The following is a 25,895-nucleotide window of genomic DNA, read 5'->3' as shown; positions in this document are numbered from 1 at the left end:
TGCACACGCACCTGTGGCGATGGCTAGGAATTCCAAGCTGTCGCCACAAGTTTTTGCAGTTCTTCGAGGCTTAACCCCATCGTTCGTGCGCTGCCCGCCAACCCGCGAATCTCCGACAGCAGTGTGGTGGCGAGGATTTGCCCTGGATTAACTCGGGTGCCGTTGGCTCTCCCGGTGCGGACCAGTCCAGCGATTTCAAGTTCCTTATACGCCTTGGCCACCGTGCCCACGGCGACCCGCAGGTCACCCGCGAGCTGCCGCACCGGCGGCAGCTTCGTCTCGGCCGCAAGTTCACCACCTTGAATCATCGCGGCAAGCTGAGCTCTGATTTGTTCGGAGGGCCCACTGGGGTGGGAAGGTTCAAGGGTGATCACCGGGTGGCTCCATCCCCTAGTTTCTCATCCATGGCCCTGAATGTCGGGGCGATCCAACCAGCCAGCTGGCCGAGAAGCATTACGCCAACAACAAGCAGCAACAGGCCTAGCCCCGCAAGCGTCAATGCCAATGCGGCATGCCACGGATCCGTGGAAGTTTCGGGGAGAGCTCCGTTTGCGTAGATTTCGCCAACTACGAAAATCTCTGTGTAACCGGCGTTGTAGATGGCTGTCGCAGCCATGACGAGCAGTGGCAGGAGCTGTACACAAAGCATGGCGCTGAACCCAGTGCTCAACACGTAGGCATTATGCGTGCGCACCGCGTTATCGAAGCCTTGCAGCGAGGTACTTCGAAGGCTCGGCCGCCGAGCGTTGATATTCAACGCCCATAAAGTCAGAAACGCCGCCAGCACCAGCAATACCAACAGGGGAATTCCGTAATACCAGCCCGGGAATGGTCCTGTTAGGCCTTCTCCGCTCAAGGCTTGAGTGACCTTCATGTTTTCATCGAGGCGAGCACCGCTGGCGGAAACAAAGTGAAGCATGCGATACCGCCCCTGTTCGTCCGGAGAGGATGCTATACCCGCAGCGAGCAGTCCGATGATGGTGGCAGCGAGCATCACTCCAGGGACAATAATCCCCCATGCCGGGCCAAACATTCCTGTCGATCGCGGAGTGAGATCTGCGCTGACTCGTGCACCCTCCGCTTCTTCAGCACTGGTGAGATCGTACGGAATGGGGCAGAGAACAAAAACAATGACTACCAGGATCCAGACGCCGATTGGCGCCGCGACAAGCTGCAATCCATTCGCCCTCGGGAAAGCTTGGTAGAGGTAAATTGCTGATGTTCCAGCCAGTACCGCAACTGTCAATGCCGCCAAGTTTCGCACACGCACGGTTCGCAGTACCTTCGCTGCAATTCCTGCTTCGGCAACGGTGCCGCGATGCGCTAATTGCACCAGATCGGCCCGACGCTGAGACAACACGCCACGTCGAATCAATAAGGTCAAGGCGAAACCGAATCCTAAAAGCGCCAAGATCGGCAAGAGGTTACTCATTCGAACTCCTCCTTTGATGAGAGGCGTGCCATCCTCCCGCTTGTATCAATAGGACAATACAAGCAGGAGGCAAGTTCTTGTGTCAATAGGGTGACACAAGAGTAGTTAGTTCGAAGCCTCTTGGAGAACCACAGCACTGAGGAACTCATGCACGTGGGACATCTCCTGCGCGTTCACCGAGTGCAGCATATTCGAGTAAAGCACCTTGGTGACATGAACGTCACTGGTCACCCACGCATGGGTGTAATCGATTTTTTCGGCGGTTATCACCGGATCATCCTGGTCACGGCCCCAGAACAGCGGCTTGCGCATCTGACGCAGCTCTTCATCTTGGAAGTAGCCGCTCCCCTCTTCGGGAACCGCGAACCCCGAAAGGCCAACGACCGTCGTAATCGCCTCCGGCTGGTGCCGCAATAGCGAGGTTGCCACCGCCATACCCATGGAGAAGCCGAGTAGGCTCACCGACGAGTGCTGCTTGCTAATCGGCTCCAGCCAGCTCCACAGGCCAGAGATGGCCGACTTCACTTCATCGAAAGAGTAATCCAGATCTTGCATGAGCGGGAACCAGGTGAAGCCAGGCCCCAAAGCCTGAGGCGCGCGCACCGAAACGATGGTGAACTCATCGGGAAGCATGGGGGCCAGCCCCATCAGATCTTCTTCGTTGGAAAGATAACCATGAAGCAAGACCAATAGCGGCGTGCCAGCTCTCTCAGCTTCTGGTCGGGACCAAATGACGGTGGGGTTCCAGATATTTTCACTCACGTATCAAGTCAACCAGATCCCCGCAAAGATTCGTCAAATCAATTCGCCGACGCGGTTGCGATTACAATAATGTAACGTTTGGACGAAATTGAAAAAAGTAGAAAAATCCGTGGTTGACTACCAATATCAAAATCACTTGAAGTGTTCCGGATGGCGCGGTTGGCTCCGTCCGGCATGGGTAGTGCGAACGCATTGGACGACACGAAAATCAATGAGCCTGTAATGGAAAATACCGAAGTCTCCCCAAGAGAACTCGCCGAGCTCGCAGAACTCAATGATGCGGTTCCTTTTGGCTATATCGAGGACGACTCCGTCGGTGGCACTGGTTTTCTAGATACGCTCCTGGACGCCGTGCCCATTACCTTCGGCATCTTAGTCGCGCTTTTTGTCGTAATCGCGGCCGCTGCCACCTACATCATCATTCGTAATTTCAAGTCAGACAGGCGAGCCGTATCCAATAACTTCCCGCCGCAAACCGATCCAGCAATATGGACGACTAATTCCCAACTCGTGGCGCCAAATAAGAATCTCGCGCAGAAACTTGCCGAGTTGGATGACCTGCTCGCTCGCGGACTCATCACTCGTGAAGAATATTCCAAGGCTCGCAGCAAGGCCCTACTAGAGTGATCTTCCGCTAAGGTCATTGACAGCAAGTTACCGAAAAGTAACAATATTGTAGTGTCTGAAAATTCTGCATCCGAATCGCTTAGCCCCGCTCATACAAGCAGCAACCACCCTTGGCGCCGGTATGTGGCGCTGGGCGACTCTTTTACCGAAGGTATCGGCGACCCCGACCCACAGAACCCGGGACGGCACCGCGGCTGGGCAGATCGACTCGCACAACAGTTGAGCACCACCGTTCCGGACTTTGCGTACGCAAATTTAGCCATTCGTGGGCGCTTGATTGGCCAAATCATTTCAGAACAGTTGGCCCCGGCAATAGATCTCAAACCAGATTTGATCAGCATTTGCGCCGGAGGAAACGATGTCATTCGCCCCGGCGGCGATCCGGACAGAATCGCCGAACGCTTAGAGCGAGCTATTAGAGAGCTCAGCAAGACCGGTGCAACGATCTTGCTGCTGACCGGACCCGATATTCGGGATACACCCGTACTCGGTGGAATTCGCGGCAAGGTTGCCATATACAACGAAAACGTGCGGGCAATTGCGCAACGTTACGATGCCGTGGTGGGCGACCTTTGGGCTTTGAATGAACTACGTCAAACACGCATGTGGGACCCCGACCGGTTGCATTTTTCGCCACTGGGACATCAGGTCATCGCTACGATGGCTTTAGACGCACTGAACGTACCGCACGAGCAGTCTTTGAATGCTCAGTTAGACAACGCGCCACGAAGCTGGCGGGAAGCCCGAATTGAAGATTTGCATTGGGCCCGAGAGTATTTTGCACCATGGGTTTTGCGTCGCATTCGACACCAGTCTTCCGGTGACGGAGTGACGGCTAAACGCCCAGTGCCTACATCGTTCACCCTGCAACCGCCGAATGAGTCATTAGGCGCTGGCGATAGTGCTCCCAAGCAGAGCTAAGCCCTGCAACGCACAATGGGACGCGGCTTGATGCACCGCTTACTGGTGCATCAAGCCGCGTCCCATTTGCTTATGGCTAGCTAGTTGAAGACATTTCTAGTCGTCAAAAACTAAGGCTCGTAATACCGGGTCTAGCTGCTTGGCATCGGTGAGGAAGCCATCGTGGCCAATCGGAGAATCGATGTAGTGCACCGGCTTTGGCTTTGGCAACGAGGAAGCGAGCAGTTCAGACTGCGCTGGAAAGTACAGTCGATCGCTGCTGACCGCAGCAACCACGACGTTGACCTTAGCCAAGCGGCTCAGTGCATCGCGTAGCGAATCGTATCCGCGAGCAACGTCATGGCTCATCAAGGCCTCGGTAATTACCAGATAGCTATTTGCATCGAAGCGATGGACCAGCTTTGTCGCTTGGTGGTCCAGGTAGCTCTCCACCTGATACCGGCCTCGGGGACCATCCGCAGTTTCCAGCGGCTGTTCCCCGTGCTGCGCCTTACGCGCAAAGCGCGTCTCCAGCTCGGCCTCAGAGCGGTAGGTAATATGGGCCAGTCGGCGGGCTAGGCCCAATCCGGCATCCGGGCGCACTCCGTTGGCATAGTAGTCGCCTTGCGCGAAGTTGGGATCGAGGCGAATTGCCTCGGTCTGCACCTGCGCAAATGCGATCTGCTCGGCCGTGGCTTGTGCGCTGGAGGCCATGACGACCGCATTCTTTACCCGTTCTGGGAATTCGACAGCCCATTCAAGTGCCCGCGCTCCGCCCATGGAACCGCCGATGACCGCATGCCAGGTGTGCACCCCGAGCAGGTCGGCCAGACGCGCTTCGAGGCGCACCGAGTCTTTGATAGTAACGAAGGGGAATCGTGAGCCCCAGGCGTTGCCTTCCTCGTCAAGCGAACCAGGCCCGGTAGATCCATTGCAACCACCGATAATGTTGATGGCCAAGACAAAATATTTGTCTGTATCAACGGTCAGCCCGGGGCCGACAAAGTCTTCCCACCAGCCCGGAGTCTGCGAATCCCCCTGCGATACGTGAGCATCACCGGTCAGTGCGTGCATTACCAGCACCGCGTTGGAACCGTCCGCGTTCAGCTTGCCCCATGATTCATAAGCCAGCTCGATCTGCGGCAGGTATCCACCGGTTTCGAAGGTGTACTCCCCCACGAACGCGCGGCGCAAAATGCCGTCCCGCCCGTCGGCGATGTCCTTCGAGTCAAGGGTTTCTTCGGTAGTCACTATGGATGCCATACCTAGAGAGTTTCCTGCAATTCCTGGTTAGCAAGCTGCGCAGTTGCAGCAAAACCAAGTTGCAAGTCAGCGAGAATATCTTTGATGTTTTCAAGTCCCACACTCAACCGGACCAGCCCCGGACGCACACCGGCGGCCAGACGTTCGGCCTCGGTCAATTGCGCATGGGTGGTCGACGCCGGGTGGATAACTAGCGAACGGACGTCGCCGAGGTTCGCCACATGTGAATGCAGCTCAAGAGCATCCACAAATGCCTTGCCTGCTTCGACTCCGCCAGCAATGTCGAAGGCAATAATCGCGCCGACACCGTTTGGCGAGTACTTCTGTCCGCGTTCAAACCACGGCGAGGAAGGCAGCCCAGCGTAAGCGACCTTCTCGACCTGATCTTGGCTTTCAAGCCATGTGGCTACTTCCTTCGCGTTTTGCACGTGACGCTCAATACGCAGCGACAAAGTCTCCAGACCTTGAGCAATAAGGAAAGCATTGAACGGTGCGACTGCCGAGCCCAGATCGCGGAGCAACTGCACGCGAGCCTTCAGAATGTAAGCGAGGTTCGCGCCAAGGATGCCATTGACTCCCAAGTCGCGAGCGAACACCAGACCGTTGTACGACTCATCGGGGGTGTTGAAGTCCGGAAAGCGTTCCGGATCCTTTGCGAAGTCAAACTTGCCCGAGTCCACGATCACGCCGGCGATCGCAGTGCCGTGTCCACCCAGATACTTGGTGGCCGAATGGATGACGATATCCGCTCCCCACTCGATCGGGCGGATCAGGTACGGGGTTGCCAAGGTGTTGTCTACCAGCAACGGAACCCCGACCTCATGGGCGATCTCGGAAACTCCCTCGATGTCCAGGATGTCTTGGCGCGGGTTGGAGACGACTTCACCGAAGAAGGCCTTGGTATTTGGCTTCACCGCTGCACGCCACTGATCCAAATTGTCTGGATCCGCCACGAAGGTGACCTCGATACCGAGCTTGCGCAGCGTGTGCTTGAGCAGGTTCTGCGTTCCACCGTAGAGGCTCGGGCTGGCCACCAAGTGGTCACCAGACTGAGCCAAGTTGAGAATTGCGAGAGTGGTTGCCGCCTGCCCCGAGGCAAGCAGCAGTGCGCCGACGCCGCCTTCGAGGTCCGCAATCCGGTTTTCGACCGCTTCCTGCGTCGGGTTGCCGATGCGTGTGTAGATCGGCTCCAGCTCCTGCAGTGCGAAGCGAGCCGCTGCGCTGTCGGCGTTCGGGAAAACGAAAGACGTGGTTTGGTAAATCGGCAGGGCACGCGCACCGGTAACCGGATCTGGCTGCTGCCCGGCGTGGATCTGACGTGTTTCAAAAGACCAGTTGTTACTCATGGTTTCCTCCATATAGCTTGTCGACTATGGGGGTACACCACTAAAAAACACACCGACAGGAAGCTCCTCGTCGAGGTACTTTCCAGGGGTAACCCGCGCTTGTCCTAGACACATCTTGTGCCGAGGGCCAGGTCTTCACCCGGGGCACCCCACCGCGGCGGAGGGTTGCCGCCCAGTAAGCCGGGGCTTGTTACTGGGACTCATGACCTGATTCAAGTCTGCCGGACAACCGAAGATCTTGGCAATACGAGGCGGCTGAAAGTGACGCAATCGGTCATATTGCAGTTTTATAACGCAATTTATGCACAGCGTTCGATCACCCCCTCGCCAGTAAGGGTAGCCTAAGTCGAGACTTGAATCACATAGTGACATGATGGCAACATGATGAGGCTAGATCACGTTACATACGCATGTGGCCCGGATGGGCTCATGCCAACCGCCGAAAGAATCTCCGAGGCTTTGGGCCTGGAATTCGTCAAGGGAGGCGTACATCCGCGATTCGGAACTCGCAATGTAATTTTCCCGCTCAAGCATGACCAGTATCTGGAAGTTGTAGAAGTTCTGAACCACCCCGCTAGCGACAAGGCACCGTTTGGACAAGCGGTCCGCGCACGTTCCGAGCTGGGCGGCGGCTGGATGGGATGGTGTGTTTCAGTTGAGGATCTCTCAAGCGCCGAAGAGCGCCTCGGACGCAAGTCCGTTCCGGGTAACCGCAAGTTCCCCGACGGCCGCGAACTCACTTGGCAACAGATTGGCATCAAGGGTCTGATCGCAGACCCGCAGGTTCCATACTTATTGCGCTGGGACGCCGGCACCGAAGACTTGCATCCTTCACGTGCGCTGGTTCCCGTAGGCCAGATCCAGAGCATTGCCATTGCCGGCTCACGCGACCGAGTCCTAGATTGGCTAGGCCAGCCAGAAAATGTGAATCTTGGTGCAGTGAGCATGGAATATGAAGCGCCAAACGGAACCCCGGGCATCTTGTCGGTAACTTTCGAAACCGACAGCGGCACCGTGGTGCTGTAAGCCCAAGGTATGTACAACGGCAGGTGGGGACCATGGCGTCCCCACCTGCTTTTTTAAGGTGAGCTGTACGCACAATCCTTAAAGGCTCCACTCTATCTATAGCCGCTTGCCCAACACCACAATGTCTTGAGTTTCGTAACCTTGTTGCTCGTAGAAGCGGATGACCTGCGAGTTCTCGGAGCGAACCATCAACTGCATCTTGGGCACCGAACGTTGGCGCAACCATTGGGTAGCTGCCTCAACGATCTGTTGACCCAGTCCCTGCCCCTGCGATTCGGGCTGGACCGCAACGTAATACAGCCACCCGCGGTGACCATCAAAACCAACCATCGCTGAGGAAAGCAGCTCTCCGTCACGGCGTCCCACAAGAATTGTGGATGACTCGTTGTGCAGGGCTTGTTTTGCATCGGCCAGCGGATCATTCCATGGCCGCGTGAGTTCCACCCGTTGCCAGAGACTGACAACCTCGACAATGACTTTCAGCTGAAGTTCACTAATCTGCATTTCGCTCTCCTGATTCAAGCGCTTCGAAGTCGGCCCATAGCAAATATGGAAACCGCTCAATTACCAACACCGACGGCCGGGCCGATCAGCATGAAGCCTACGAAACCAACGGCATCCAGTAAGAAATGCGCGATGACCAGTGGCATGACGCGGCCGTATTTTTGGTAGAGCCACCCAAAGACCACTCCCATGGCGAAGTTACCGATCATCGGTCCAGCGCCTTGATACAGATGGTAGCTACCGCGCAGCAGGGCTGAACCAAGAATCAGCACCCATGGTCCCAGGTTGAGCCTCTTGCCGTAGCAGAAGAGGAAGGCCAACATCACGACTTCCTCCAGGACCGCATGACGAACTGCTGAAAGGATCAGCACCGGCACGCTCCACCAGTAATCTGCGAGGTTTGCCGTTGCCAGTGCAGTGGTGATGCCGAAGGCTCGACCTGCGGCATACACGCCCAATGTGCCGATCCCCATGATCAGGAACATGCACACCCCGAGCAGCGCATCTTTGCCAGGTCGACGGAAATCGAAACCAATATCTCTGATACTTCGCCCGAGGGTTCGATGCATGAAATATAGCGCGAGGGCCACCGGGATCAGAGCGAAAAGAATATCCAGCAGCTGGTAGGCCAGGTCAAAGTATTCACGTGTGTTCAACGGATTATTCAGGGATGTGGTCTGCTCGCGCAGTGGTGCCCGCGTCGCCTTGTCGGCAAAACTGATCAGCGAATACACGGCACTCTGCCCGAGAGAGAGCCCCAGAACGAGGAAGACCTCAATCTTTAGGATGCGGGTGCTGCTCATCGTCAATGTCTTTTCACCAGTCACGTATCGATCATAGACTCCGGCTGCTGTGCTGCGCCTGAGCAGAGAAACCGAGTAATTCGTTCAGCAGCGCCCGACCACGATTGAGCATTGACCGAAAGATTTTACTGAGTCGCAAATAATCCCGTTATGGTGACGACCTCAGAGTATTGGGATAGATCCCACCCCTGAGAACGCCACGAGCAAAAATAAATGCGCCGCTCCCCATCATAAGGAAGCGGCGCATTGCTACGATTCTTGCACCATCCCCTTTTCAGGTTCGAAGGCGCAGAACGGAACTTAGCTCTTCAGAGCAGCGATAGCGGCATCATAGTCTGGCTCGGTGGTGATCTCAGGGACGATCTGGTTGTAAACAACCTTGCCGGTTTCATCCAAGACGATCACAGCACGGGCCAAGAGGCCAGCCAGCGGGCCATCGACCTGGGTCAGGCCATAATCCGCACCGAATTCCGAACGGAAGACGGAAGCTGCCACAACATTTTCGATGTTTTCAGCGCCGCAGAAACGACCCAAGGCGAATGGCAGATCGGCGGAGGCACACACCACGGTGGTGTTTTCCAGGCCGGCAGCCAGCTCGTTGAATTTACGAACGCTGGCAGCGCACACGCCGGTGTCAACCGATGGGAAGATGTTCAGCACCACACGACGACCGGTCAGCGATTCGCTGGTGACATCACCAAGGTTGGTGTCGGTCAGGGTGAAGGCAGGAGCCTGCGTGCCAACGGCAGGCAGCTCGCCAATAGTCTGGACAGGGGATTCTTTGAATGCAGTAATAGCCATACTTCATTGTCTATCACAGATAGCCGAATACCTGCCATATTTCGGTTAGCGCGCAACGAAGCAAAGTATTCATTCACTATTCGCCACTAATTTTCGTGGCACACACGAATGCTCCCATGGCAGACTAGGCCCATGGATACGGCTCCGGACCTGAACACTTACGCATCCAAAATGCGCGCGCTCACCTTAGGCGGTTCTGACTTCGAGGTCGACGTACGTTTCATGGACATGCTTTGTTCGCGTGCTGCAACGATCCTAGATGTCGGTTGCGGAATCGGAAACGCCGTCAATGGATTACGTTTACGCGGCCATAACGCCTACGGGATTGATCCCACCGAAGCAGTACTGCAAGTCGCCACTGAACTATACGAACCGGATTGGTTCCGGCCAATAAGTGCAACCGAGATTTCCCTCGATAATTTAGTCGGCGCAGGGCTCCCCATCGCCTACGATGCAATTCTGCTGTCGGGAAACGTTCCTACGTTCTTGAGTCCGGCAGAGTTTAGCTCCTGCTTTGCAATGCTCGGCGAGCTACTTAAACCCCAAGGTGCACTAATCCTCGGAACCACCAGTGCAATGCGCGGAGGCACAAAGGATCAAGACGAAGCCTCCCAGTCGACGCCACTGCTACTCACTCACCGTTATGCGGACTGGCATCTGAATCCTTTTTCAGATGACTCCCCGTGGTCTGTAAGCATCTTCGCCCGAACCGGGACACGCGAGTTCTCGCAATCTCCGGACGGAAAATTCATCTTAGATCACTGACAAGTTCGCCGGCCCGATAAACGCTGTGGGTCAACGGCATCCCCGGGCGATAGGCAAGATGCGCCGCGGATGGTGCTTGAAGTACGTGCAGATCCGCGCGCTTTCCGACCTCAATCGAGCCGACTTTGTCTGCTACTCCCAGCGCCATGGCGCCACCCATGGTAGCGGCCTCAACCGCTTCGGTGAGGCTGAGATCCATTTGCAGCACCGCCGTCGCCACACAGAAGTTCATGTTGCTGGTGTAGCTGGTACCGGGATTGCAGTTGCTGGCCAAAGCGATCACCACCCCTGCATCGAGCAGCTCACGTCCCGGAGCCAGTGGCTGGCGCGTGGACAAATCGCAGGCCGGTAGGCAGGTAGCGACTACCCCGGGGGTGCCTGTGCGCTGCCGGGCATCCCACGCGGACCAGGTTCCGGCGAGCGCATCGATATCGTTTAGTTCCAGATAGTTCACGTGGTCCACCGAGAGGCTGCCGAATTCGACCGCCAATTGAGTGCCAGCGCCCGGGCCTAGCTGGTTTCCGTGGATCTTGGTGGCGAGCCCTCGATCCTTTGCCGCTTGGAGAACCCGGCGCGATTGCGCTTCGGTAAAGGCTCCGCGTTCGCAGAACACGTCCACGAAATCCACGGTTCCAGCCACTGCATCAAGCATCGGGCCGGCTACCTCCGCGGTGTACTCGTCCGCGTCTCGTCCTGCGGGGACGAGGTGCGCCCCAAGGAAGGTCACTTGATCGACAAGGTCCCGAGCCAACCGTGCATGGCGGACCTCTTCATCAAGGGTCAGGCCGTAGCCCGTTTTGGTTTCCATCCAGGTAGTGCCCATAGCCAGGGCTTCGGCCCGGCGTGCGGCAACCAGTTCACGCAGCGCCTGGTCATCGGTGGCGCGGGTAGCCGATGTCGTCACTGCAATTCCGCCGGCTGCATAGTCTTCCCCCGCCATGCGGGCAACAAACTCATCAGCGCGATCTCCGGCGAAGATCAAGTGGCTGTGTGAATCCACCCATCCTGGCAGGACCGCACGTCCGCCCAGATCCGTGACTTTGGCTGCCTTCGGTGCTCTCTTGGCTGCACCTACCCATTCGATGATTCCATCGCGGATCAGCACCGCTGCGTCGCTGATCACGGTGCCCTCGCAATCTACGGTGGACAGTTGGGAGATGTTTGTCAGTAAGTGGGTGCTCATCTATCTCATTTCCTTGAGTTCACTGCATGAGTGGGCACCCCTGCCTTGAGGTGTGCCACGAGGTCCTACTCAGAGAGTATTCAATAGAAGAGGGTGAGTGTAGCGTCGCGTACAAATTGAATCCGGTATGTCGGACTCTACAAGAGCCCACTGTGTTCGATACCCGGAAGGCTGCACCGCATCGCGGTGCAGCAGGTCGCAGGGCAGCAAATTTGCCGTGCGGAACCTTTATCCGTTCCAGCTCTGGTGGAAGGAACTACGCCTTCAACGCAAACCACCCGTGTTTCCTTGAACGGAAACACGGGTGGTTCGGTGCTGAGACTTAGCGGCTAGCGACGAATGCCTGCACGCAAGCTTCGACGTCTTCCGCCGAGTGCGCGGCGGAGAGCTGCACACGGATGCGCGCGGCCCCCTTCGGCACGACGGGGAAGCTGAAGGCTGTCACGAAGACGCCATGCTCCAGCATTTTGCCGGCTACTTCAGCGGCCTTGACCGCGTCGCCAAACATGACCGGGATGATCGCGTGCTCTCCGTCGAGGAGGTCGAAGCCTTCCTCGGTCATCCGGCGGCGGAAGTGCGCCGCGTTTTCGAAGAGCTTCTCACGCAAATCACCGGATCCTGCCACTAGGTCAAGGGCGGTCAGCGTGGCAGCCACGATGGACGGAGCCAGCGAGTTGGAGAACAGGTAAGGGCGTGCCTTCTGGCGAAGCATTGCCACGATTTCGCCGCGGCCAGAAACGTATCCGCCCGAGGCACCTCCTAACGCCTTGCCGAAGGTGCCGGTGTAGATATCAACCCGGTCCGAGACGCCGGCGTGCTCAGGAGTTCCGGCACCTGTGGCTCCCATGAAACCCACGGCGTGGGAATCATCGACCATCACCAATGCTCCGTACTTGTCCGCCAGGTCGCAGATCGCTTCCAGCGGAGCCAGGAATCCGTCCATGGAAAACACGCCATCGGTGACGACGATGGTGCGCCGGGCACCGGCGCCGTCATTCATCGCAGCGGCTGCCTGCAGCTGGGTTTCCAGGTCTTCCATGTCCTGGTTGGCGTAGCGGAAGCGTGCCGCCTTCGACAGGCGAATGCCGTCGATGATCGACGCGTGGTTCAGCGAGTCGGAGATGATCGCGTCTTCAGCGCCAAATAGGGATTCGAAGACACCGCCGTTGGCATCGAAGCAGCTGGAGAACAGGATCGTGTCTTCGGTTCCGAGGAATCCCGAGAGCTTGGCTTCGAGTTCCAGGTGCAGGTCCTGGGTTCCGCAGATGAAGCGGACCGAGGCCATGCCGAAGCCGCGTTCGTCCATGGCATTCTTGGCCGCGTCGATAATGCGCTGATCGTCGGCCAGCCCTAGGTAATTATTTGCGCAGAAGTTCAATACGCGGCGGGATTCGCTACCTAGCGAGCCTGCCAAAATCGATGCGGACTGCGCCGAGTCGATGTGGCGTTCGGCCTTGAAGAGACCCGATTCCTTAAGCTGTTCCAGTTCTGCGGACAGCTGGTCTTTCATATCTGTATACATGTCATATCTCCTAGAAAACTGTCCAGTCCAAAACAACTTTGCCGCCGTGTCCCCCACGGGCTGCGGTGAAGCCTGCTTGCCATTCGGTGGCTGGCAGGAAGTCGGTGACCACCGAGGCGACGCGTTCACGCAGAATATCGGAGGTGGTGAGCATGGCGCTCATGGCGTACCAAGTTTCGAACATCTCGCGCCCGTAGATGCCCTTCAAGGTCAGCATGTGGGTCACGACCTTGCCCCAGTTGATATCGATTGATTCGCTGGGCAAGCCGAGCATGCTGATCTTGCCGCCGTGATTCATATTTTCGATCATCTCGGGCAACGCGGTCTTGTGACCGGACATTTCCATGCCGAAGTCGAAGCCCTCGCGCATTCCCAGCTCTTTCTGGGCTTCGGAGATACGCTGCTGCGCCACATTGATCGCGAGGTCAACGCCCATGGTGCGGGCCAACTCCAGTCGCTGCTCGGATACGTCGGTGATTGCGATATTGCGCGCGCCGGCATGGCGGGCTACCGCGGCGGCCATCAAACCGATGGGACCCGCTCCGGTGATGAGGACGTCCTCGCCGACCATGGGAAATTGCAGCGCGGTGTGCACCGCATTGCCGAATGGGTCGAAAATTGCCCCGAGCAGTGGGGTGATGCGCTCGTCGCGGTGAACGTAGACGTTGCTTTCAGGGATTGCGACATATTCGGCGAATGCTCCATCGCGTTGCACGCCAACGGAGTTGACGTTAATGCACATGTGGGGACGTCCGGCACGGCAGTTACGGCACAGGCCGCACACTATGTGGCCTTCACCGGAAACCCGGTCGCCAATCTTTACTCCCTGGACAAACGAGCCAACTTCAACGACTTCACCATAGAATTCGTGTCCGGGAACCAGCGGGGTATTAATCATTGCTTTAGCTGCATCGTCGTAGGCTTCGATGTGCAGATCGGTGCCGCAGATACCGGCGGTCATCACACGGATTTTGACGTCATGGACGCCAACCTCCGGCTCTGGCCGGTCAACTAGTTCCAGGCCGGCGTGGGGGCCGGACTTATACAGTGCTTTCATGCTGGTTCCTTTGAGATCGGGCATCGAGGTGCGCACGACAGACTTGGCGTTGCTTCAAGTGTCGCACCCAACAGGACGGTATGAAACCTTAGAAGAACTTCGATTTCCTGATCTAACGATTTAGTATTTACTTCATGGAATTACATCAGTTGCGGATTCTTCGCGAACTAGCGGACTTAGGTAGCGTCAACGCTGTAGCGAAGGCCCTGTATGTCTCGCCTTCTGCGGTGTCCCAACACCTCGCGCAGTTGCAGCGCAGCTTCCCAGCTCCGCTGACTCAGAAGGACGGACGCCGACTGGTATTAACGGCCGAGGGCAAATTGCTGGCTTCCGCTGCCGCATCGGTCGCCTCGACCTTGGCCGAGGTTTCGGCGAAAATCCGCACGCAGGATCAGGACCGCGATGTTCCTATACGCGTCGCGGGTTTCCACTCCATCGGGCAGACCATCTTCGCTCCACTGCTGGCCTACCCGGAGGGCGAGCTACCCCCGCTGCGCTTTTCCGATGAAGATGTCTCGCAGCAGGACTTCCCCGCCCTGACATCCAGCTACGACTTGGTGTTAGCTCACCGCATGGGTCATACGGCTCCATGGCCGGAAGAGCACATTGCGGTTATTCCTCTGGCCTTCGAACCCTTGGATATCGCAATACATCGCGACCACCCACTGGCACACTTTGAAAAGCTCACACCTGCGCAGGTCATCAACCAGCCGTGGGTGGTTTCACGAGCCGGATATTCGCCGGCAGACGTACTGGAAACAATCGCCGCGTTGGCTGGCAGCGCCCCACGGATTGAACACCGCGTGAACGACTATGCGACGGCGGGCGCGCTGGTGCAGGTCAGCGAGTGCCTAGGCATCCTACCGCGCTATACAGCGCGTCAAACCTTGGATGAGTCAGTGATTTTACGACCAATCCATGGGCTGAATTCAGGTCGACAAATCGACCTTCTAGTGCGCGCAGAGCACCTGCACCGCGGGCCGGTCAATGATGTCATCAGCGCCATTCGCAGCACGGTCCAGCGCCTGGTTCTCGCCTAGGAACGCCGTGGAAGAAACTGCGAACTAGGACGCTAAGGCACCCCGTTCAGATGAAGGGGGTGCCTTGGCGTCACGCAATAAAGTACTCAGACCTAGCCATTGAAGATATCTGGATCAGGGCCGGTCCGTCCGGCGCGCTCCAATGAATCGATGCTGCTCAGTTCGAGCTCGGTCAATTCAAATCCGAAGACGTCCAAGTTCGCCGCAATGCGGGTAGGCGATACCGATTTCGGAATGACCACTCGTCCTTGCTGCAGATGCCAACGCAGTACCACTTGGGCCGGGCTCACGCCGTGAATGCGGGCGATAGCAATTATCGATTCTTCGATGAGCATCGCCCCTTGGGCCAGTGGACTCCATGCCTCTGTGATAATTCCATGAACTCGGTTCGCCTCGACCACCGCGCGATTTTGCAACGCCGGGTGTAGCTCGACCTGGTTGACAGCAGGCACGATGTTCGCCCCGTCGATGAGCTGAGCCAGATGCTCAGGCTGGAAGTTGGAGACCCCGATGGCCCTGACCTTGCCGTCTGCGTAGAGTTTTTCCATGGCACGCCAACTTTCACTCGCTTGCCCCTTCCCCGGTGCCGGCCAATGAATGAGATACAGATCCAAATAGCCAACGCCAAGCTTTTCAAGGCTAACTTCGAATGCTGCAAGGGTTTGCTCATACCCCATGTCTTCGACCCAGACCTTAGAAGTAATGAACAGTTCGTCACGAGCTATGCCCGAGGCTGCGATGGCCCTCCCAACACCGCTCTCATTGCCGTAAACCGAAGCGGTGTCAATGCTCCGATATCCGGCTTTCAGGGCAGCGTCAACCGCGGCAGCGGTTTCCTCATCTGGCACTTGGAATACGCCAAACCCAAGTTGCGGCATCAGAACTCCATTATTGAGGCTGATATTCGGGATTACATATGACATTCGATTCTCCTACGTTGATTGAACTTGCGTAAATATATGTGGCTAGTGAGTGGAAGCGGTCAGTCCATCATTTGCCTGAATCGCGACGGTTTTTCCTGCCAGTCCCTTCGCCACTAGCATCAGAACCAGTGCCGCCGCCGCAAACGCTGCCCCGATCCAGATCGGTGCCGTATATCCGAGTCCAGCGGTGATGCCTACCCCGCCGACCCATGCACCGAGTGCGTTGCCTAGATTAAAGGCACCGATGTTTGCGCCGGAAGCCAGGGTGGGAGCCGAACCGGCATATCGCATGATTCGGCTTTGCAGGCCGGGGACGGTGCCAAAACCAAAGCCGCCCATAAGGATCAGCGCCACGATGGTCGCTGGCTGCGAAGTCGCAAAGGTCGCGAACCCGCTTAGAACGACGATGAGCGCGGAAATAAAGATCAGTAGCGTGCGGTCAATCGACCGGTCAGCCATTTTGCCACCGAGCCAGTTGCCAACAAATAACCCAATGCCGAAAAGCACCAGCAACCACGGCACCGCGCCCGCGCTGAAACCGGAAACCTCGGTCAAGGTGTAGGCAATGAAAGTAAATGCACCAAACATGCCGCCAAAGGCCAACACCGTCACCCCTAAGGACAGCCACACCTGGCGTGATGCAAAGGCACCGAGTTCGGCACGCAAGGAGATCTCGTTGGGCTTGTGTGCAAGTACCGGCACCAGCACCATGATGCCAATCAGTGCAACGATTCCAATGCCAGAGATGGCCCAGAAGGTTGAACGCCACCCTGCCTGCTGTCCGAGAAATGTGCCGAATGGAACGCCGAGCACATTCGCGGCGGTCAGCCCTGTGAACATGATGGCGATTGCCTGCGCCTGCTTATTGGCAGGAACTAGTCCTGCGGCGACGACCGAACCAATACCGAAGAAGCCACCGTGGCACAGGGCTGCGATAACCCGGCCGATCATCGCTACCTCATAGTTCGGGGCCAAGGCGGTCAGACTGTTGCCCAGAATGAATAGGATCATCAGTCCGACGAGTACCGGCTTACGTGGAAGACGTACCGTTGCTGCAGTCAGGCCTAGCGCGCCGACAACAACACTGAGCGCGTAGCCGGAGATGAGCCATCCGGCTACTGCCTCGCTTACGGCGAAGTCCATAGCTACTTCGGGAAGCAGCCCCATGATGACAAATTCGGTCAACCCGATGCCGAAGGCACCGAGGGCCAAGGCGATGAGTCCTAGTGGCATGTGAAAGCTCCTGATAGACTTGAGAAAGTATTTGCAGACGCTTGTTATTGCGCTGGCGAGTTAAATAGTTGCACACGCAACTAAACAGCGCAAGCAACTATTTTGGAGGTGCCTGTGGGAATTGCCGATGATGCGGTTGAAATCCGTGCTCAAGGTTGGCGAACTTTGGCGGCCCTGCACGGAATTATCGACGCTGCACTGGAAAAAGACCTTGCCGCGACCGCAGATCTATCTGTGGTGGAGTACACACTGCTTGACGCGCTGAGCCGCCAAGATGGTTGGCATATGCGGATGTCGCAGCTAGCGCGGGCCACCGCACTGAGTCCAAGCGCCACCACACGGCTGGTGACACGGCTGGAGAACCGTCACTTGCTCACTCGAATACTGTGCGCCGATGATCGTCGCGGAATTTATACCGAACTCACCGAGCAAGGCATGGAGCTTTTTCAAAAAGCCAAACCCGTACACGATGCAACCCTTCAGAGAGTTTTGACCGAGGCTGCCGACCGTCCTGAACTGGCGCCGGTAGTTGGCATCCTGCAGCAAATGCCAGCGCTCTAATTTTTCAAATTTAATTCAGCAAACATCAATTCCAGAGTTTCCCTGCCGATGATTCCCAGCGGATCGCTTGCACCGAGGCCGCTGATGATCATCGCGTAGCGCAGCGCCCAGCCTCGCGCCCGTCGCCAGGTGGAGTCGCCAACCTGCGAACCATAGACTCGCAAGGCACTGTCGCGAATGCCTGGCGTGAAGTGCAACCAGAGCATGCCCAAGTCAGACGACGGGTCCCCGCTGCACAAGTCCCCGAAGTCCACGAGGCCAGCGAGGGTGCAGCCACCTGGCTTCTCGGTCGCGATGGTGTTGTGCGGATGAGGGTCTCCATGAAGCCACAGCGGAGTGCCAGCGTATGTTTCGGCGGCCATTGCGTCATTCCAAATAACCTGTGCCGCTTCTTGAAAGCCTCGTGGAAGCTGGTCGATCTGTCCTCTGGTTCGCGTGTCGAGATTGGCCAAATCCAGACCCCGGAATTCGCTGAGCGGAGCGCCCGTCGGCGCTGGGCGATGCAGTCGTTGCAGATAGATAACGAACTGCGAGGCGTACCAGTCACGCTCGCCTCGGGTGAGTGTCGCTGCGCTGACACCATGAACATAGCGACAGATTGAAAAGGTAAATGGATACTCGACGGTGCGTCGCCCCCAGAACACTGGCACTCCAAGATCCAGACCAGTTTCAGCAGCCAAGATAGGTAGCCATTGGCGTTCACGTGCACCCAGGATTTCGGCCAGCTCACGGCGCGGTAAGCGAATCAAAAGCTCATCGCCCAATCGGTAGACCTCGTTATCCCACCCCGTCGCCAGATAGCTGATCGGCATTCCCGAGAATTCTGGTGATTGGGAAGTCACGAGCCTGCGAACGAGCCCTTGGTCAATTTCGACTTCTGCTTGTGGCGCACCCGTCGGCATCGGGACATTTTGGCTCATGTGGTCATGTTAGTTGGGTTCCACGAATTGGAGGCAGACAGTCCCCGCCACTGGAGCGTTGACTCATCCAAATTGACGATAGCAATGGTCTCCAATGCAACGTATTGTAGAGATGGTAGATCTAATAGATACGAGTCAGTTTCTCGTCCAGATTGGATTAATTGACATTCACTGAAGGGCTTCGTGAATTACATGCGTGCTTGGTTTGGCTTGGACGGAAAGTCCAAAAAAGTATCGCAAGCACCATTTAACGGCGTGAGCGAAAAAACCAAATGGGGATCCCTGCTTCTCTGCCTAGCACTGGCATTTGCGGTTTTTGCCTTAACTCACTGGCTTCTGAGCGGCAGCTCCGGCTTTGCAACCTATGTGCCCGGATTATGTGCCGCAGGCACACTTCTCATTGGTTCACTCATATCGGAACACGCCCTAGCCCGCGGCGAAGAGGATACGTCGAACACGAACGCGGTCGACAACTAGCTGAAAAACAGCGAACCCCGAATTCCCTATACGGGAATTCGGGGTTCGCTGTTCTAGAACCGAAGCGAGAATCTTACAGACCCAGCTTCTCGATCACGATTTCGCGCACGCGACCGGCATCAGCCTGACCGCGGGTGGCCTTCATAACCGGTCCCATCAGTGCGCCGATGGCCTGCATCTTGCCACCCTTGATCTTCTCGACCACGTCTGGCATGGCGGCCATGGCTTCATCCACGGCCTTGCCCAACGCATCATCGTCGTTGACCACAGCTAGACTGCGCTTCTCAACGATTTCGCTTGGAGTTCCTTCGCCGTCAACCACAAATTCCAGCACCTGGCGGGCGATCTTGTCATTGATCTTCTTCGAGGTGATCAGCGAGTTCAGCTCAACGATGGTCGCCGGGGTGACACCCAGATCCGCGATCTCCTTGTCCGCAGCCTTGGCCAGACGGGCGATCTCGCCCATCCACCACTTGCGGGCTACCGCAGCGGAAGTACCGGCGGCAATGGTCGCCTCGATCTCGTCGAGCACGCCCGCATTGACCACGTCACGGAATTCCTTGTCCGCATAACCCCAGTCGGCCTTCAGTCGTTTGCGGCGATCTGCCGGCGGCTCGGGAAGACGCGAACGCAGTTCCTCAACCCATTCGGCGGTGGTGACGATCGGCACCAGGTCCGGCTCAGGGAAGTAACGGTAGTCATCGGCATCCGACTTCGGGCGGCCCGAGGTGGTGCTGCGAGTATCTTCGTGCCAGTGACGGGTTTCCTGAACGATCTTCGCTCCGGAATCGAGCACCGCTGCGTGGCGTTCAATTTCGAAGTGCACTGCGTGCTCCACGGCGCGCAACGAGTTGACGTTCTTGGTTTCGGTACGGGTACCGAACTTATCTGCGCCCTTGAGCATCAGCGAAACGTTTGCGTCGCAACGCACGTTGCCGCGCTCCATCTTCGCATCCGAAACCCCGAGGTTCTTCACGATTTCACGGATGGCGGCCACGTAGGCCTTGGCCAGCTCCGGCGCCCGCTTGCCGGCGCCCTCGATGGTCTTGGTGACGATTTCAACCAGCGGCACACCGGCGCGGTTGTAGTCCACCAGCGAGTAGTCCGCACCCTGGATGCGTCCGGAAGCACCACCCATGTGGGTCAGCTTTCCGGCGTCTTCCTCCATGTGGGCGCGTTCGATCTCCACGCGGAAGATTTCCCCGTCTTCCAGCTCGATATCGATCCAACCGTCATACGCGATCGGATCATCGTACTGGGAGGTCTGGAAGTTCTTCGGGGTGTCCGGGTAGAAGTAGTTCTTCCGGGCAAAACCGCAGCGCTCGGCAATCTTGCAGTTCAGCGCCAGGCCGATCAGGATGGAGTACTCCACGGCGGTCTTGTTGACCACCGGCAGCACGCCTGGCAGACCCAGATCCACCGGGGTGACGTTCGTGTTGGGGGCGTCGCCGAAAGCATTCGGGGCGTCCGAGAACATCTTGGTCTTGGTGTTCAGCTCAACGTGGACTTCGAAGCCGAGCACCGGATCATACTTATCCAGTGCCACATCAAAGTCGACGAGTTCATCGGTGTAGTTAGACATGTGCTCCCCTTAGGCCTTTGGCGCGATCGACGCGGAATCAATGGCAGGTGCCTGCGAGATCAGGGTGTGACCCCAGCTCTTTTCCAGCAGTGCTTCCAATGCAGCGCCTGCACGATAGACGCGGGCGTCCTCGAAAGCAGGAGCCAGGAACTGGATGCCCACCGGCAAATCCTCGGACAACCCGCCGGGCACCGTGATGCCCGGGATGCCGGCGAGGTTTGCCGGGATGGTGGCCACGTCGTTGAGGTACATGGCCAGCGGGTCGTTGTCATTGGCGCCCAGCTCGAAGGCAACGGTTGGCGCGGTCGGCGAAATGAGTACGTCGGCCTGCGCAAACGCGGCGTCGAAATCACGCTGGATCAGCGTGCGGACCTTCTGCGCCGAACCGTAGTAGGCGTCGTAGTAACCGGCGCTCAATGCGTAAGTGCCCAGGATAATGCGGCGTTTGACTTCGTCGCCGAAACCGGCGGCACGGGTAGCACCCATAACGCGTTCGATGGTCAGTGCACCGTCTTCTGGAAGCACCCGGTTGCCGAAGCGGACACCGTCGAACTTAGCCAGGTTGGAAGAAACTTCCGAAGGCATGATCAGGTAGTAGGCACCCAGTGCGTACTTCAGGTTAGGGCAGGAAACTTCGACGATTTCTGCGCCCGCACCCTTGAGCAGCTCAAGGGACTCCTCGAAGCGTGCCTGCACGCCAGCTTGGTAGCCCTCGCCCTGCAATTCGGTGATAACACCGATGCGCAGGCCCTTCAGGTCACCGGTGGCGCCGGATTCTGCGGCAGCTACCAGGCCTTCAAGAGTTTTAGGCAGGGAGGTGGAATCCTTTGGATCGTGGCCACCGATCAGTTCCTGCAGATGTGCCGAGTCGAGCACGGTCCGGGAAACCGGGCCGATCTGATCCAGCGAGGAAGCCATGGCGATCGCACCGTAGCGCGAGACGCCGCCGTAGGTCGGCTTCACGCCTACGGTGCCGGTGACGGCACCGGGCTGGCGGATCGAGCCACCGGTGTCGGTTCCCAGAGCCAGTGGCGCTTCGAAGGAGGCTACGGCCGCGGCCGAGCCGCCGCCGGATCCTCCGGGAATGCGGTTCAGGTTCCACGGGTTGCGGGTCACGCCGTAGGCGGAGTGCTCGGTGGAGGAACCCATGGCGAACTCATCCAGGTTGGTCTTGCCCAGCATGGGAAGTTTCGCGGCGCGGATCTTCTCGATGACGGTTGCGTCATATGGGCTCATCCAGCCTTCGAGCATCTTCGATGCTGCGGTGGTCGGCTGGCCCTTGGTGACGATCAAGTCCTTGATGGCGATGGGCACACCGGCCAGCGGGTGCAGCGCTTCGGCTTCAGCACCGCCGGCGGCGCGGATCGCGTCCACCTCGGCGGCGACGGCGAGCGCTTCCTCGGCGTTCACATGCAGGAAGGCGTTCAATGCACCATCAACTTCGGCGATGCGATCCAGGTGAGCCTGGACCGCTGCTACGGAAGTTACCTCGCCAGCGCGCAGCTTTGCTGCAAGCTCGGTGGCGGAAAGACGAATCAGATCTGACACTGAGTTATTCACCATCCAGAATTGCCGGGACCTTGAAGCGGTTCGAGTCCGAGTCAGGTGCGTTGAGCAGAACTTCATCGATGCTCAGCGTCTGTCCCACCACATCTTCACGCAATACGTTGGTCAACGGGATTGGGTGGCTGGTGGCTGGGATATCGGAGGAGGCGACTTCGCTGACGGATGCGATGGCATCGACGATCACGCCGAGCTCACCGGTCATCTTGTCCAGCTCTGCGCCGCTCATCTCGATGTGGGCCAATCGTGCCAAGTGCACGAGGTCCTCACGGCTGATGGCAGACATATATCTCCCTAAAGTGGGCGGATGGGTTTCACAGACAAGTCTATCCCTTGCCCGCCCTCAACTAGGTCGTAAAAGTCCTCGGGACGTTATGCTGTGCGCAATACCAAACCGCTCAGCTCTTGGCCCAGCGCATTCTCCCAGAAGCCGATGACTCCGGCGGCGTTGGCTTTGCCGGCAACCGGCTTGCGGATAATGACGGCCTTCTTCCCGTTGGTCTCGCCGGTGAGCGTGATCCGTGCATCATCGGTGAACGATTCGGTGTGATGCTGTGCGATGGCCTTGCCCGCGAGCAGTTCGCGCGCCTGATCCTCGAACACCGGGTCTCCGCTCGCGTCGTAGACATAGCGCGGCCCCAGAATGGCGTGCTCGCTGATGCCCACCAGATACTTTTCGCCGCCTTCTAGGGGTGCTTCTCGATAGCTCAGCGGTACGTGGTAAATCACCTCGGAGGTGTCTGCATGATCTGCATAGATGCGCAGCTCCACCCCGACTTTCCCGTTGGGGTCCTCAAGCCGGAAACCACCGATGTGTTCAAGCTTCGGAACGCCCTGACCGGAATAGAAGTCCTGCTTGATCAACCAAGCGGACACCAACTCATTCTTGGTTGGCGACATTGAGGTGTTGTAGACGATTCCCATGCGCTCAGTCTGCCAAGTCAGCCCCGAGCGCACAAGAGCCTAACCCTCGTGTTGCGCATGGCTCGCAGACCAAAAGTTCATTTTCCTTCACAGCTCTCGCCGCCGCTTGTTATCGCTAGCATGGGTTCCATGACAACCGATGCTCAGTGGAACCAGGCCGCCCAAGCCCAAAGCTACGGCGAAGCCCTATTGCAGGATGAACAGGTTTGCCTGCGCGAGGTGGAGCCAGAGGATCTGGTTCAGCTGGCGGCGTGGTGGAACGACCCCCAGTGGGCGGTCCTCCAACAACGAATCGTCAAGCCCCGGCCAGCGCTGTCGGTGATGGAAATGATGGCCGCGTGGAGCGAGAACAATCCGAATAGCGGAGCTGCTGGATTCAGCATCTTCGAAAAGCTGCATGGAAATCTGATTGGGCATGCCACGCTCTCCGGCGGCGCGCTGCCGCACCGCGCAGCGGAGTTAGCCATTATGCTCGGCGGCGAGCATGTAAACCGCGGCTTCGGAACCCGTGCGGTTCGGCTGATGAACGGCTACGGCTTCAATGAGATGGGCCTGAACCGCATCGGATTAAAGGTCGCGGCGTACAACACGCGCGCCCTGCGTGCCTATGAGAAAGCCGGCTTCAGCCTCGAAGGCCGAGAACGGGAGGTGTATTTCCACCAAGGCCAATTCCATGACCAGCTCGTTTTGAGCATCCTTGCCCGCGAGCACTTCGCCACCGGGCAGTCCTAGTCTCCCGCCGGGTTTACTTGCCGGCGTTGGTGAGGAAATCGGCAACCAGCGGACCGGCAGTCTGCGCTCCCCCGTCGCCGTCTTCGACAAAGGCCGCCACCGCAAGGTCACCTTGGGAGGCAATCACCCAGGCGTGCGCGTTGCGTTCCGCATCGTATTCTGCGGTGCCGCTCTTGCCAATAATCTTGGCACCCGGCACCGACTTCAAGTCGCTCAGTGTGCCATGGTCCACTACCCCAGCCATCATTTCCTGCAGCTGGGCGGCTTCCGTTTCGGTCAGTCCGTCCTTCGCCTTTGCTGGTTCCTTCGGCTCGGGGCTCAGTACCAGCTTTGGCTGCACGGTGCTTCCCTTGGCAATTGAGGCCATGACGGTGGCCATACCCAGCGGGGAAGCTTCGACCACGCCTTGGCCGATCATGTTGGCCGCCAGCTCGGTTCCTTCCGATTCCTCAGGAACAGATCCGATAAACGCTTCGGCTCCGGTGCCGTCCTCGGCGACTAGCCCCAGCGCGCTGGCAGCCGAGGCTACGGATTTAGCGCCCAATTCATTTCCTGCATTGACGAACACCGTATTGCAGGATTCGGCAATGGCCTCGGCGAGTGGAATCGCGCCAAGGGCACTGGATGGGTATCCATCATAGTTTTTGAAGCTCTTGCCATCCACCTCGGTACTCGTCGGGCATTGCACCTCGCTCTTCGGAGTTTCCCCATCGCGAAGCATCGCAAGGGCGCTGACTACTTTGAAGACGGACCCTGGAGCGTACCGACCCTTAAGCGCGGTATTCAGCCCATTGGTTTCTGGCCCGGAGGATGCCGCCAGCACTTGCCCGTCGGAAGGTCGGATAGCCACGATGGATGAGGCAGAATCGGATTCTGAGACCAAGGACTCCGCGATGGTCTGTAGTTTTTCATTCAAAGAGAGCTTGAGGTCTTCGCCAGCTATCGATTCGGTGTCCATCAATTCGGCCACTGGTTCGCCCTGCGCGTTATATCGCGACACGGTTACTCCAGCAGTACCCGCCAGAGTGTTGTTATGTGTGGACTGAAGGCCGGAGAGGCCAACTTGGTCACCGGCCTGAATCTTTCCTTCAGATTTTTCAATAATTTCGGCGGTCGCTTGGCCGACGCTTCCAAGGATAGGACGAGCGAAGGTTCGAGTCGGAGCCAATGGCATCTCATCGGATTGCCCGACGGCTCCTGGAATCTTCGCAATTTGTTCGTCGGTCACTTCGCGGTCCGCATCATCGCGCAACACGATGGCTTGAACCCACGCCTTCGCGCCGGTTTTTTCCACGCGATTTGCGAAGGAATCTTCGTCAATGCCCACGAGTTTGGCTAATTTACGGGCGGAGGCTTCCCACTCGCCGGATTCTGCTCGGGTCTTATCGATTCCCACTCGCACCACCGGACGGTTTTTCACCAGCGCGTTGCCGTTGCCGCCAAGGATTTGCCCGCGTGCAGCTTCGCTGAAGCGCGCATCGAGATATTCACCGGATTCAAGGTCAGGAGCGAGAATTTTCGGATCAAAGCGCAGCTTCCACTGCTCAGCGTCTTCATCAAATTCCATGACCGCTCGGGTGTCATAGGTCAGATCGGTATCGCTGGAGTCAACGTCCCACGTGGTTTGCAAGGTCGCGGTGGCGGTTTTCACCCCATCTTGGGATTCTTCGTCCTCGGCGGCGCTGAGCACCGTGTGGTTGCGTTTGATGTCGCCCATCGGACCATACGCGGTTTCCAGACTCTTCGTCACCGCGCCCGGGTCGCCTCCGGCTAGTGGCACCGCGGAGAAGTCGCCGGAGCTAAGCGCGGCGGCGAGAGCTTCGGCCGAGGGCATTGGGTCAGGTGTCGCTGCGCTGCAAGCGGTCAAAGAACCAGCAACCAGTGCGGCAACGGACAGGGCAACAACACTTCGAGGGAAACGACGCATGGCGCCAGTCTATTCAAATGCG

Annotated in this window: 27 protein-coding genes and 1 riboswitch; of the genes, 8 read left to right on the top strand and 19 right to left on the bottom strand. The window is 57.8% G+C overall.

All coding sequences use genetic code 11. The features are described 5' to 3' along the window. Positions 1 to 23 precede the first annotated feature (23 nt). The 3 genes from LG294_RS04195 to LG294_RS04185 all read right to left on the bottom strand — a co-directional run bounded on the left by LG294_RS04195 (position 24) and on the right by LG294_RS04185 (position 2,194). Complete coding sequence (locus LG294_RS04195; RefSeq protein WP_404289803.1) at positions 24 to 374, bottom strand: GntR family transcriptional regulator; 351 nt, start codon at positions 372 to 374, stop codon at positions 24 to 26. Next, positions 371 to 1,432, bottom strand: coding sequence for a hypothetical protein (locus tag LG294_RS04190; RefSeq protein ID WP_404289801.1), 1,062 nt, complete (start codon positions 1,430 to 1,432; stop codon positions 371 to 373). Before LG294_RS04190 ends, LG294_RS04195 begins: the two co-directional genes overlap by 4 nt. A 105-nt stretch (positions 1,433 to 1,537) precedes the next feature. After that, positions 1,538 to 2,194 carry an alpha/beta hydrolase gene (locus tag LG294_RS04185; protein WP_404289799.1) on the bottom strand — a complete coding sequence of 219 codons (657 nt, stop codon included), beginning with the start codon at positions 2,192 to 2,194 and terminating at the stop codon, positions 1,538 to 1,540. Between the two features lie 222 nt (positions 2,195 to 2,416). Here LG294_RS04185 and LG294_RS04180 point away from each other — a divergent pair, with 222 nt between their 5' ends. Both LG294_RS04180 and LG294_RS04175 read left to right on the top strand, forming a co-directional pair. Continuing rightward, complete coding sequence (locus tag LG294_RS04180; RefSeq protein ID WP_404289797.1) at positions 2,417 to 2,821, top strand: SHOCT domain-containing protein; 405 nt, start codon at positions 2,417 to 2,419, stop codon at positions 2,819 to 2,821. A gap of 51 nt (positions 2,822 to 2,872) precedes the next feature. Beyond that, positions 2,873 to 3,742: an SGNH/GDSL hydrolase family protein gene (locus LG294_RS04175; protein ID WP_404289795.1), complete on the top strand. Its 870-nt coding sequence runs from the start codon at positions 2,873 to 2,875 to the stop codon at positions 3,740 to 3,742. Positions 3,743 to 3,838: 96 nt separating this feature from the next. Here the strand turns inward: LG294_RS04175 and LG294_RS04170 are convergent, their stop codons facing one another. After that, entirely contained in the window at positions 3,839 to 4,984 is a 1,146-nt protein-coding gene (locus tag LG294_RS04170; protein WP_404289794.1) for a homoserine O-acetyltransferase, read from the bottom strand. Positions 4,985 to 4,986: 2 nt separating this feature from the next. Then, the gene (locus LG294_RS04165; protein WP_404289792.1) at positions 4,987 to 6,330 is read right to left on the bottom strand and encodes a bifunctional o-acetylhomoserine/o-acetylserine sulfhydrylase; all 1,344 of its coding nucleotides are present in this window, start codon (positions 6,328 to 6,330) and stop codon (positions 4,987 to 4,989) included. Positions 6,331 to 6,420: 90 nt separating this feature from the next. Then, positions 6,421 to 6,538: riboswitch (SAM riboswitch) on the bottom strand. Positions 6,539 to 6,711: 173 nt separating this feature from the next. Here LG294_RS04165 and LG294_RS04160 point away from each other — a divergent pair. Next, positions 6,712 to 7,356: a VOC family protein gene (locus LG294_RS04160; protein WP_404289790.1), complete on the top strand. Its 645-nt coding sequence runs from the start codon at positions 6,712 to 6,714 to the stop codon at positions 7,354 to 7,356. Between the two features lie 96 nt (positions 7,357 to 7,452). Here the strand turns inward: LG294_RS04160 and LG294_RS04155 are convergent, their stop codons facing one another. The 3 genes from LG294_RS04155 to tpx form a co-directional block, all read right to left on the bottom strand. Further along, on the bottom strand, positions 7,453 to 7,860 hold the full coding sequence (locus tag LG294_RS04155) for a GNAT family acetyltransferase (protein WP_404289788.1): 408 nt from the start codon (positions 7,858 to 7,860) through the stop codon (positions 7,453 to 7,455). A 56-nt stretch (positions 7,861 to 7,916) separates the two neighbouring features. Beyond that, positions 7,917 to 8,669: a CPBP family intramembrane glutamic endopeptidase gene (locus tag LG294_RS04150; RefSeq protein ID WP_404291639.1), complete on the bottom strand. Its 753-nt coding sequence runs from the start codon at positions 8,667 to 8,669 to the stop codon at positions 7,917 to 7,919. 294 nt (positions 8,670 to 8,963) lie between these two features. Continuing rightward, positions 8,964 to 9,464, bottom strand: coding sequence for a thiol peroxidase (gene tpx / locus LG294_RS04145; protein WP_404289786.1), 501 nt, complete (start codon positions 9,462 to 9,464; stop codon positions 8,964 to 8,966). A gap of 132 nt (positions 9,465 to 9,596) precedes the next feature. Between tpx and LG294_RS04140 the strand changes: the two genes are divergently transcribed. After that, positions 9,597 to 10,229, top strand: coding sequence for a class I SAM-dependent methyltransferase (locus tag LG294_RS04140; RefSeq protein WP_404289784.1), 633 nt, complete (start codon positions 9,597 to 9,599; stop codon positions 10,227 to 10,229). On the opposite strand, the gene hutI is transcribed toward LG294_RS04140, so the two are convergent. The 3 genes from hutI to tdh all read right to left on the bottom strand — a co-directional run bounded on the left by hutI (position 10,213) and on the right by tdh (position 13,991). Continuing rightward, positions 10,213 to 11,412: an imidazolonepropionase gene (gene hutI, locus LG294_RS04135; protein WP_404289782.1), complete on the bottom strand. Its 1,200-nt coding sequence runs from the start codon at positions 11,410 to 11,412 to the stop codon at positions 10,213 to 10,215. The genes LG294_RS04140 and hutI overlap by 17 nt on opposite strands. 322 nt (positions 11,413 to 11,734) lie before the next feature. Continuing rightward, positions 11,735 to 12,934: a glycine C-acetyltransferase gene (locus tag LG294_RS04130; protein ID WP_404289780.1), complete on the bottom strand. Its 1,200-nt coding sequence runs from the start codon at positions 12,932 to 12,934 to the stop codon at positions 11,735 to 11,737. Between the two features lie 10 nt (positions 12,935 to 12,944). Continuing rightward, positions 12,945 to 13,991, bottom strand: coding sequence for an L-threonine 3-dehydrogenase (gene tdh, locus LG294_RS04125; protein WP_404289778.1), 1,047 nt, complete (start codon positions 13,989 to 13,991; stop codon positions 12,945 to 12,947). Positions 13,992 to 14,125: 134 nt separating this feature from the next. Between tdh and LG294_RS04120 the strand changes: the two genes are divergently transcribed. Then, positions 14,126 to 15,031: a LysR family transcriptional regulator gene (locus LG294_RS04120; RefSeq protein WP_404289776.1), complete on the top strand. Its 906-nt coding sequence runs from the start codon at positions 14,126 to 14,128 to the stop codon at positions 15,029 to 15,031. Positions 15,032 to 15,123: 92 nt separating this feature from the next. Here the strand turns inward: LG294_RS04120 and LG294_RS04115 are convergent, their stop codons facing one another. Continuing rightward, the gene (locus LG294_RS04115; protein WP_404289774.1) at positions 15,124 to 15,954 is read right to left on the bottom strand and encodes an aldo/keto reductase; all 831 of its coding nucleotides are present in this window, start codon (positions 15,952 to 15,954) and stop codon (positions 15,124 to 15,126) included. A gap of 42 nt (positions 15,955 to 15,996) precedes the next feature. Next, positions 15,997 to 17,187, bottom strand: a complete 1,191-nt coding sequence (locus LG294_RS04110) for an MFS transporter (protein WP_404289772.1) — start codon at positions 17,185 to 17,187, stop codon at positions 15,997 to 15,999. Positions 17,188 to 17,301: 114 nt separating this feature from the next. On the opposite strand from LG294_RS04110, the gene LG294_RS04105 reads away from it, so the two are divergent. Further along, positions 17,302 to 17,748: a MarR family winged helix-turn-helix transcriptional regulator gene (locus LG294_RS04105; RefSeq protein WP_404289770.1), complete on the top strand. Its 447-nt coding sequence runs from the start codon at positions 17,302 to 17,304 to the stop codon at positions 17,746 to 17,748. Here the strand turns inward: LG294_RS04105 and LG294_RS04100 are convergent. Then, entirely contained in the window at positions 17,745 to 18,668 is a 924-nt protein-coding gene (locus LG294_RS04100; protein WP_404289768.1) for an aminoglycoside phosphotransferase family protein, read from the bottom strand. The genes LG294_RS04105 and LG294_RS04100 overlap by 4 nt on opposite strands. Positions 18,669 to 18,923: 255 nt before the next feature. Here LG294_RS04100 and LG294_RS04095 point away from each other — a divergent pair, with 255 nt between their 5' ends. Further along, entirely contained in the window at positions 18,924 to 19,145 is a 222-nt protein-coding gene (locus tag LG294_RS04095; RefSeq protein ID WP_404289766.1) for a hypothetical protein, read from the top strand. Between the two features lie 73 nt (positions 19,146 to 19,218). Here LG294_RS04095 and gatB read toward each other — a convergent pair whose 3' ends face one another. The 4 genes from gatB to LG294_RS04075 all read right to left on the bottom strand — a co-directional run bounded on the left by gatB (position 19,219) and on the right by LG294_RS04075 (position 23,214). Beyond that, entirely contained in the window at positions 19,219 to 20,727 is a 1,509-nt protein-coding gene (gene gatB, locus LG294_RS04090) for an Asp-tRNA(Asn)/Glu-tRNA(Gln) amidotransferase subunit GatB (protein ID WP_404289764.1), read from the bottom strand. A gap of 9 nt (positions 20,728 to 20,736) precedes the next feature. After that, positions 20,737 to 22,290, bottom strand: a complete 1,554-nt coding sequence (gatA, locus tag LG294_RS04085; RefSeq protein ID WP_404289762.1) for an Asp-tRNA(Asn)/Glu-tRNA(Gln) amidotransferase subunit GatA — start codon at positions 22,288 to 22,290, stop codon at positions 20,737 to 20,739. Then, positions 22,280 to 22,576, bottom strand: a complete 297-nt coding sequence (gene gatC / locus LG294_RS04080) for an Asp-tRNA(Asn)/Glu-tRNA(Gln) amidotransferase subunit GatC (RefSeq protein ID WP_404289760.1) — start codon at positions 22,574 to 22,576, stop codon at positions 22,280 to 22,282. The genes gatA and gatC overlap by 11 nt, the downstream gene beginning before the upstream one ends. Positions 22,577 to 22,662: 86 nt before the next feature. Continuing rightward, positions 22,663 to 23,214 carry a hypothetical protein gene (locus tag LG294_RS04075; RefSeq protein WP_404289758.1) on the bottom strand — a complete coding sequence of 184 codons (552 nt, stop codon included), beginning with the start codon at positions 23,212 to 23,214 and terminating at the stop codon, positions 22,663 to 22,665. A 129-nt stretch (positions 23,215 to 23,343) separates the two neighbouring features. Here LG294_RS04075 and LG294_RS04070 point away from each other — a divergent pair, with 129 nt between their 5' ends. Beyond that, complete coding sequence (locus LG294_RS04070) at positions 23,344 to 23,946, top strand: GNAT family N-acetyltransferase (RefSeq protein WP_404289756.1); 603 nt, start codon at positions 23,344 to 23,346, stop codon at positions 23,944 to 23,946. Between the two features lie 13 nt (positions 23,947 to 23,959). On the opposite strand, the gene LG294_RS04065 is transcribed toward LG294_RS04070, so the two are convergent. Then, complete coding sequence (locus tag LG294_RS04065; protein ID WP_404289754.1) at positions 23,960 to 25,873, bottom strand: penicillin-binding transpeptidase domain-containing protein; 1,914 nt, start codon at positions 25,871 to 25,873, stop codon at positions 23,960 to 23,962. Between the last annotated feature and the right edge of the window lie 22 nt (positions 25,874 to 25,895).

It is taken from the genome of Glutamicibacter arilaitensis, assembly GCF_044793945.1.
Taxonomy (GTDB): domain Bacteria; phylum Actinomycetota; class Actinomycetes; order Actinomycetales; family Micrococcaceae; genus Glutamicibacter; species Glutamicibacter arilaitensis_B.
Note: the sequence above shows the minus strand (reverse complement) of the source record. Positions and strands in the feature narration are given on the sequence as shown.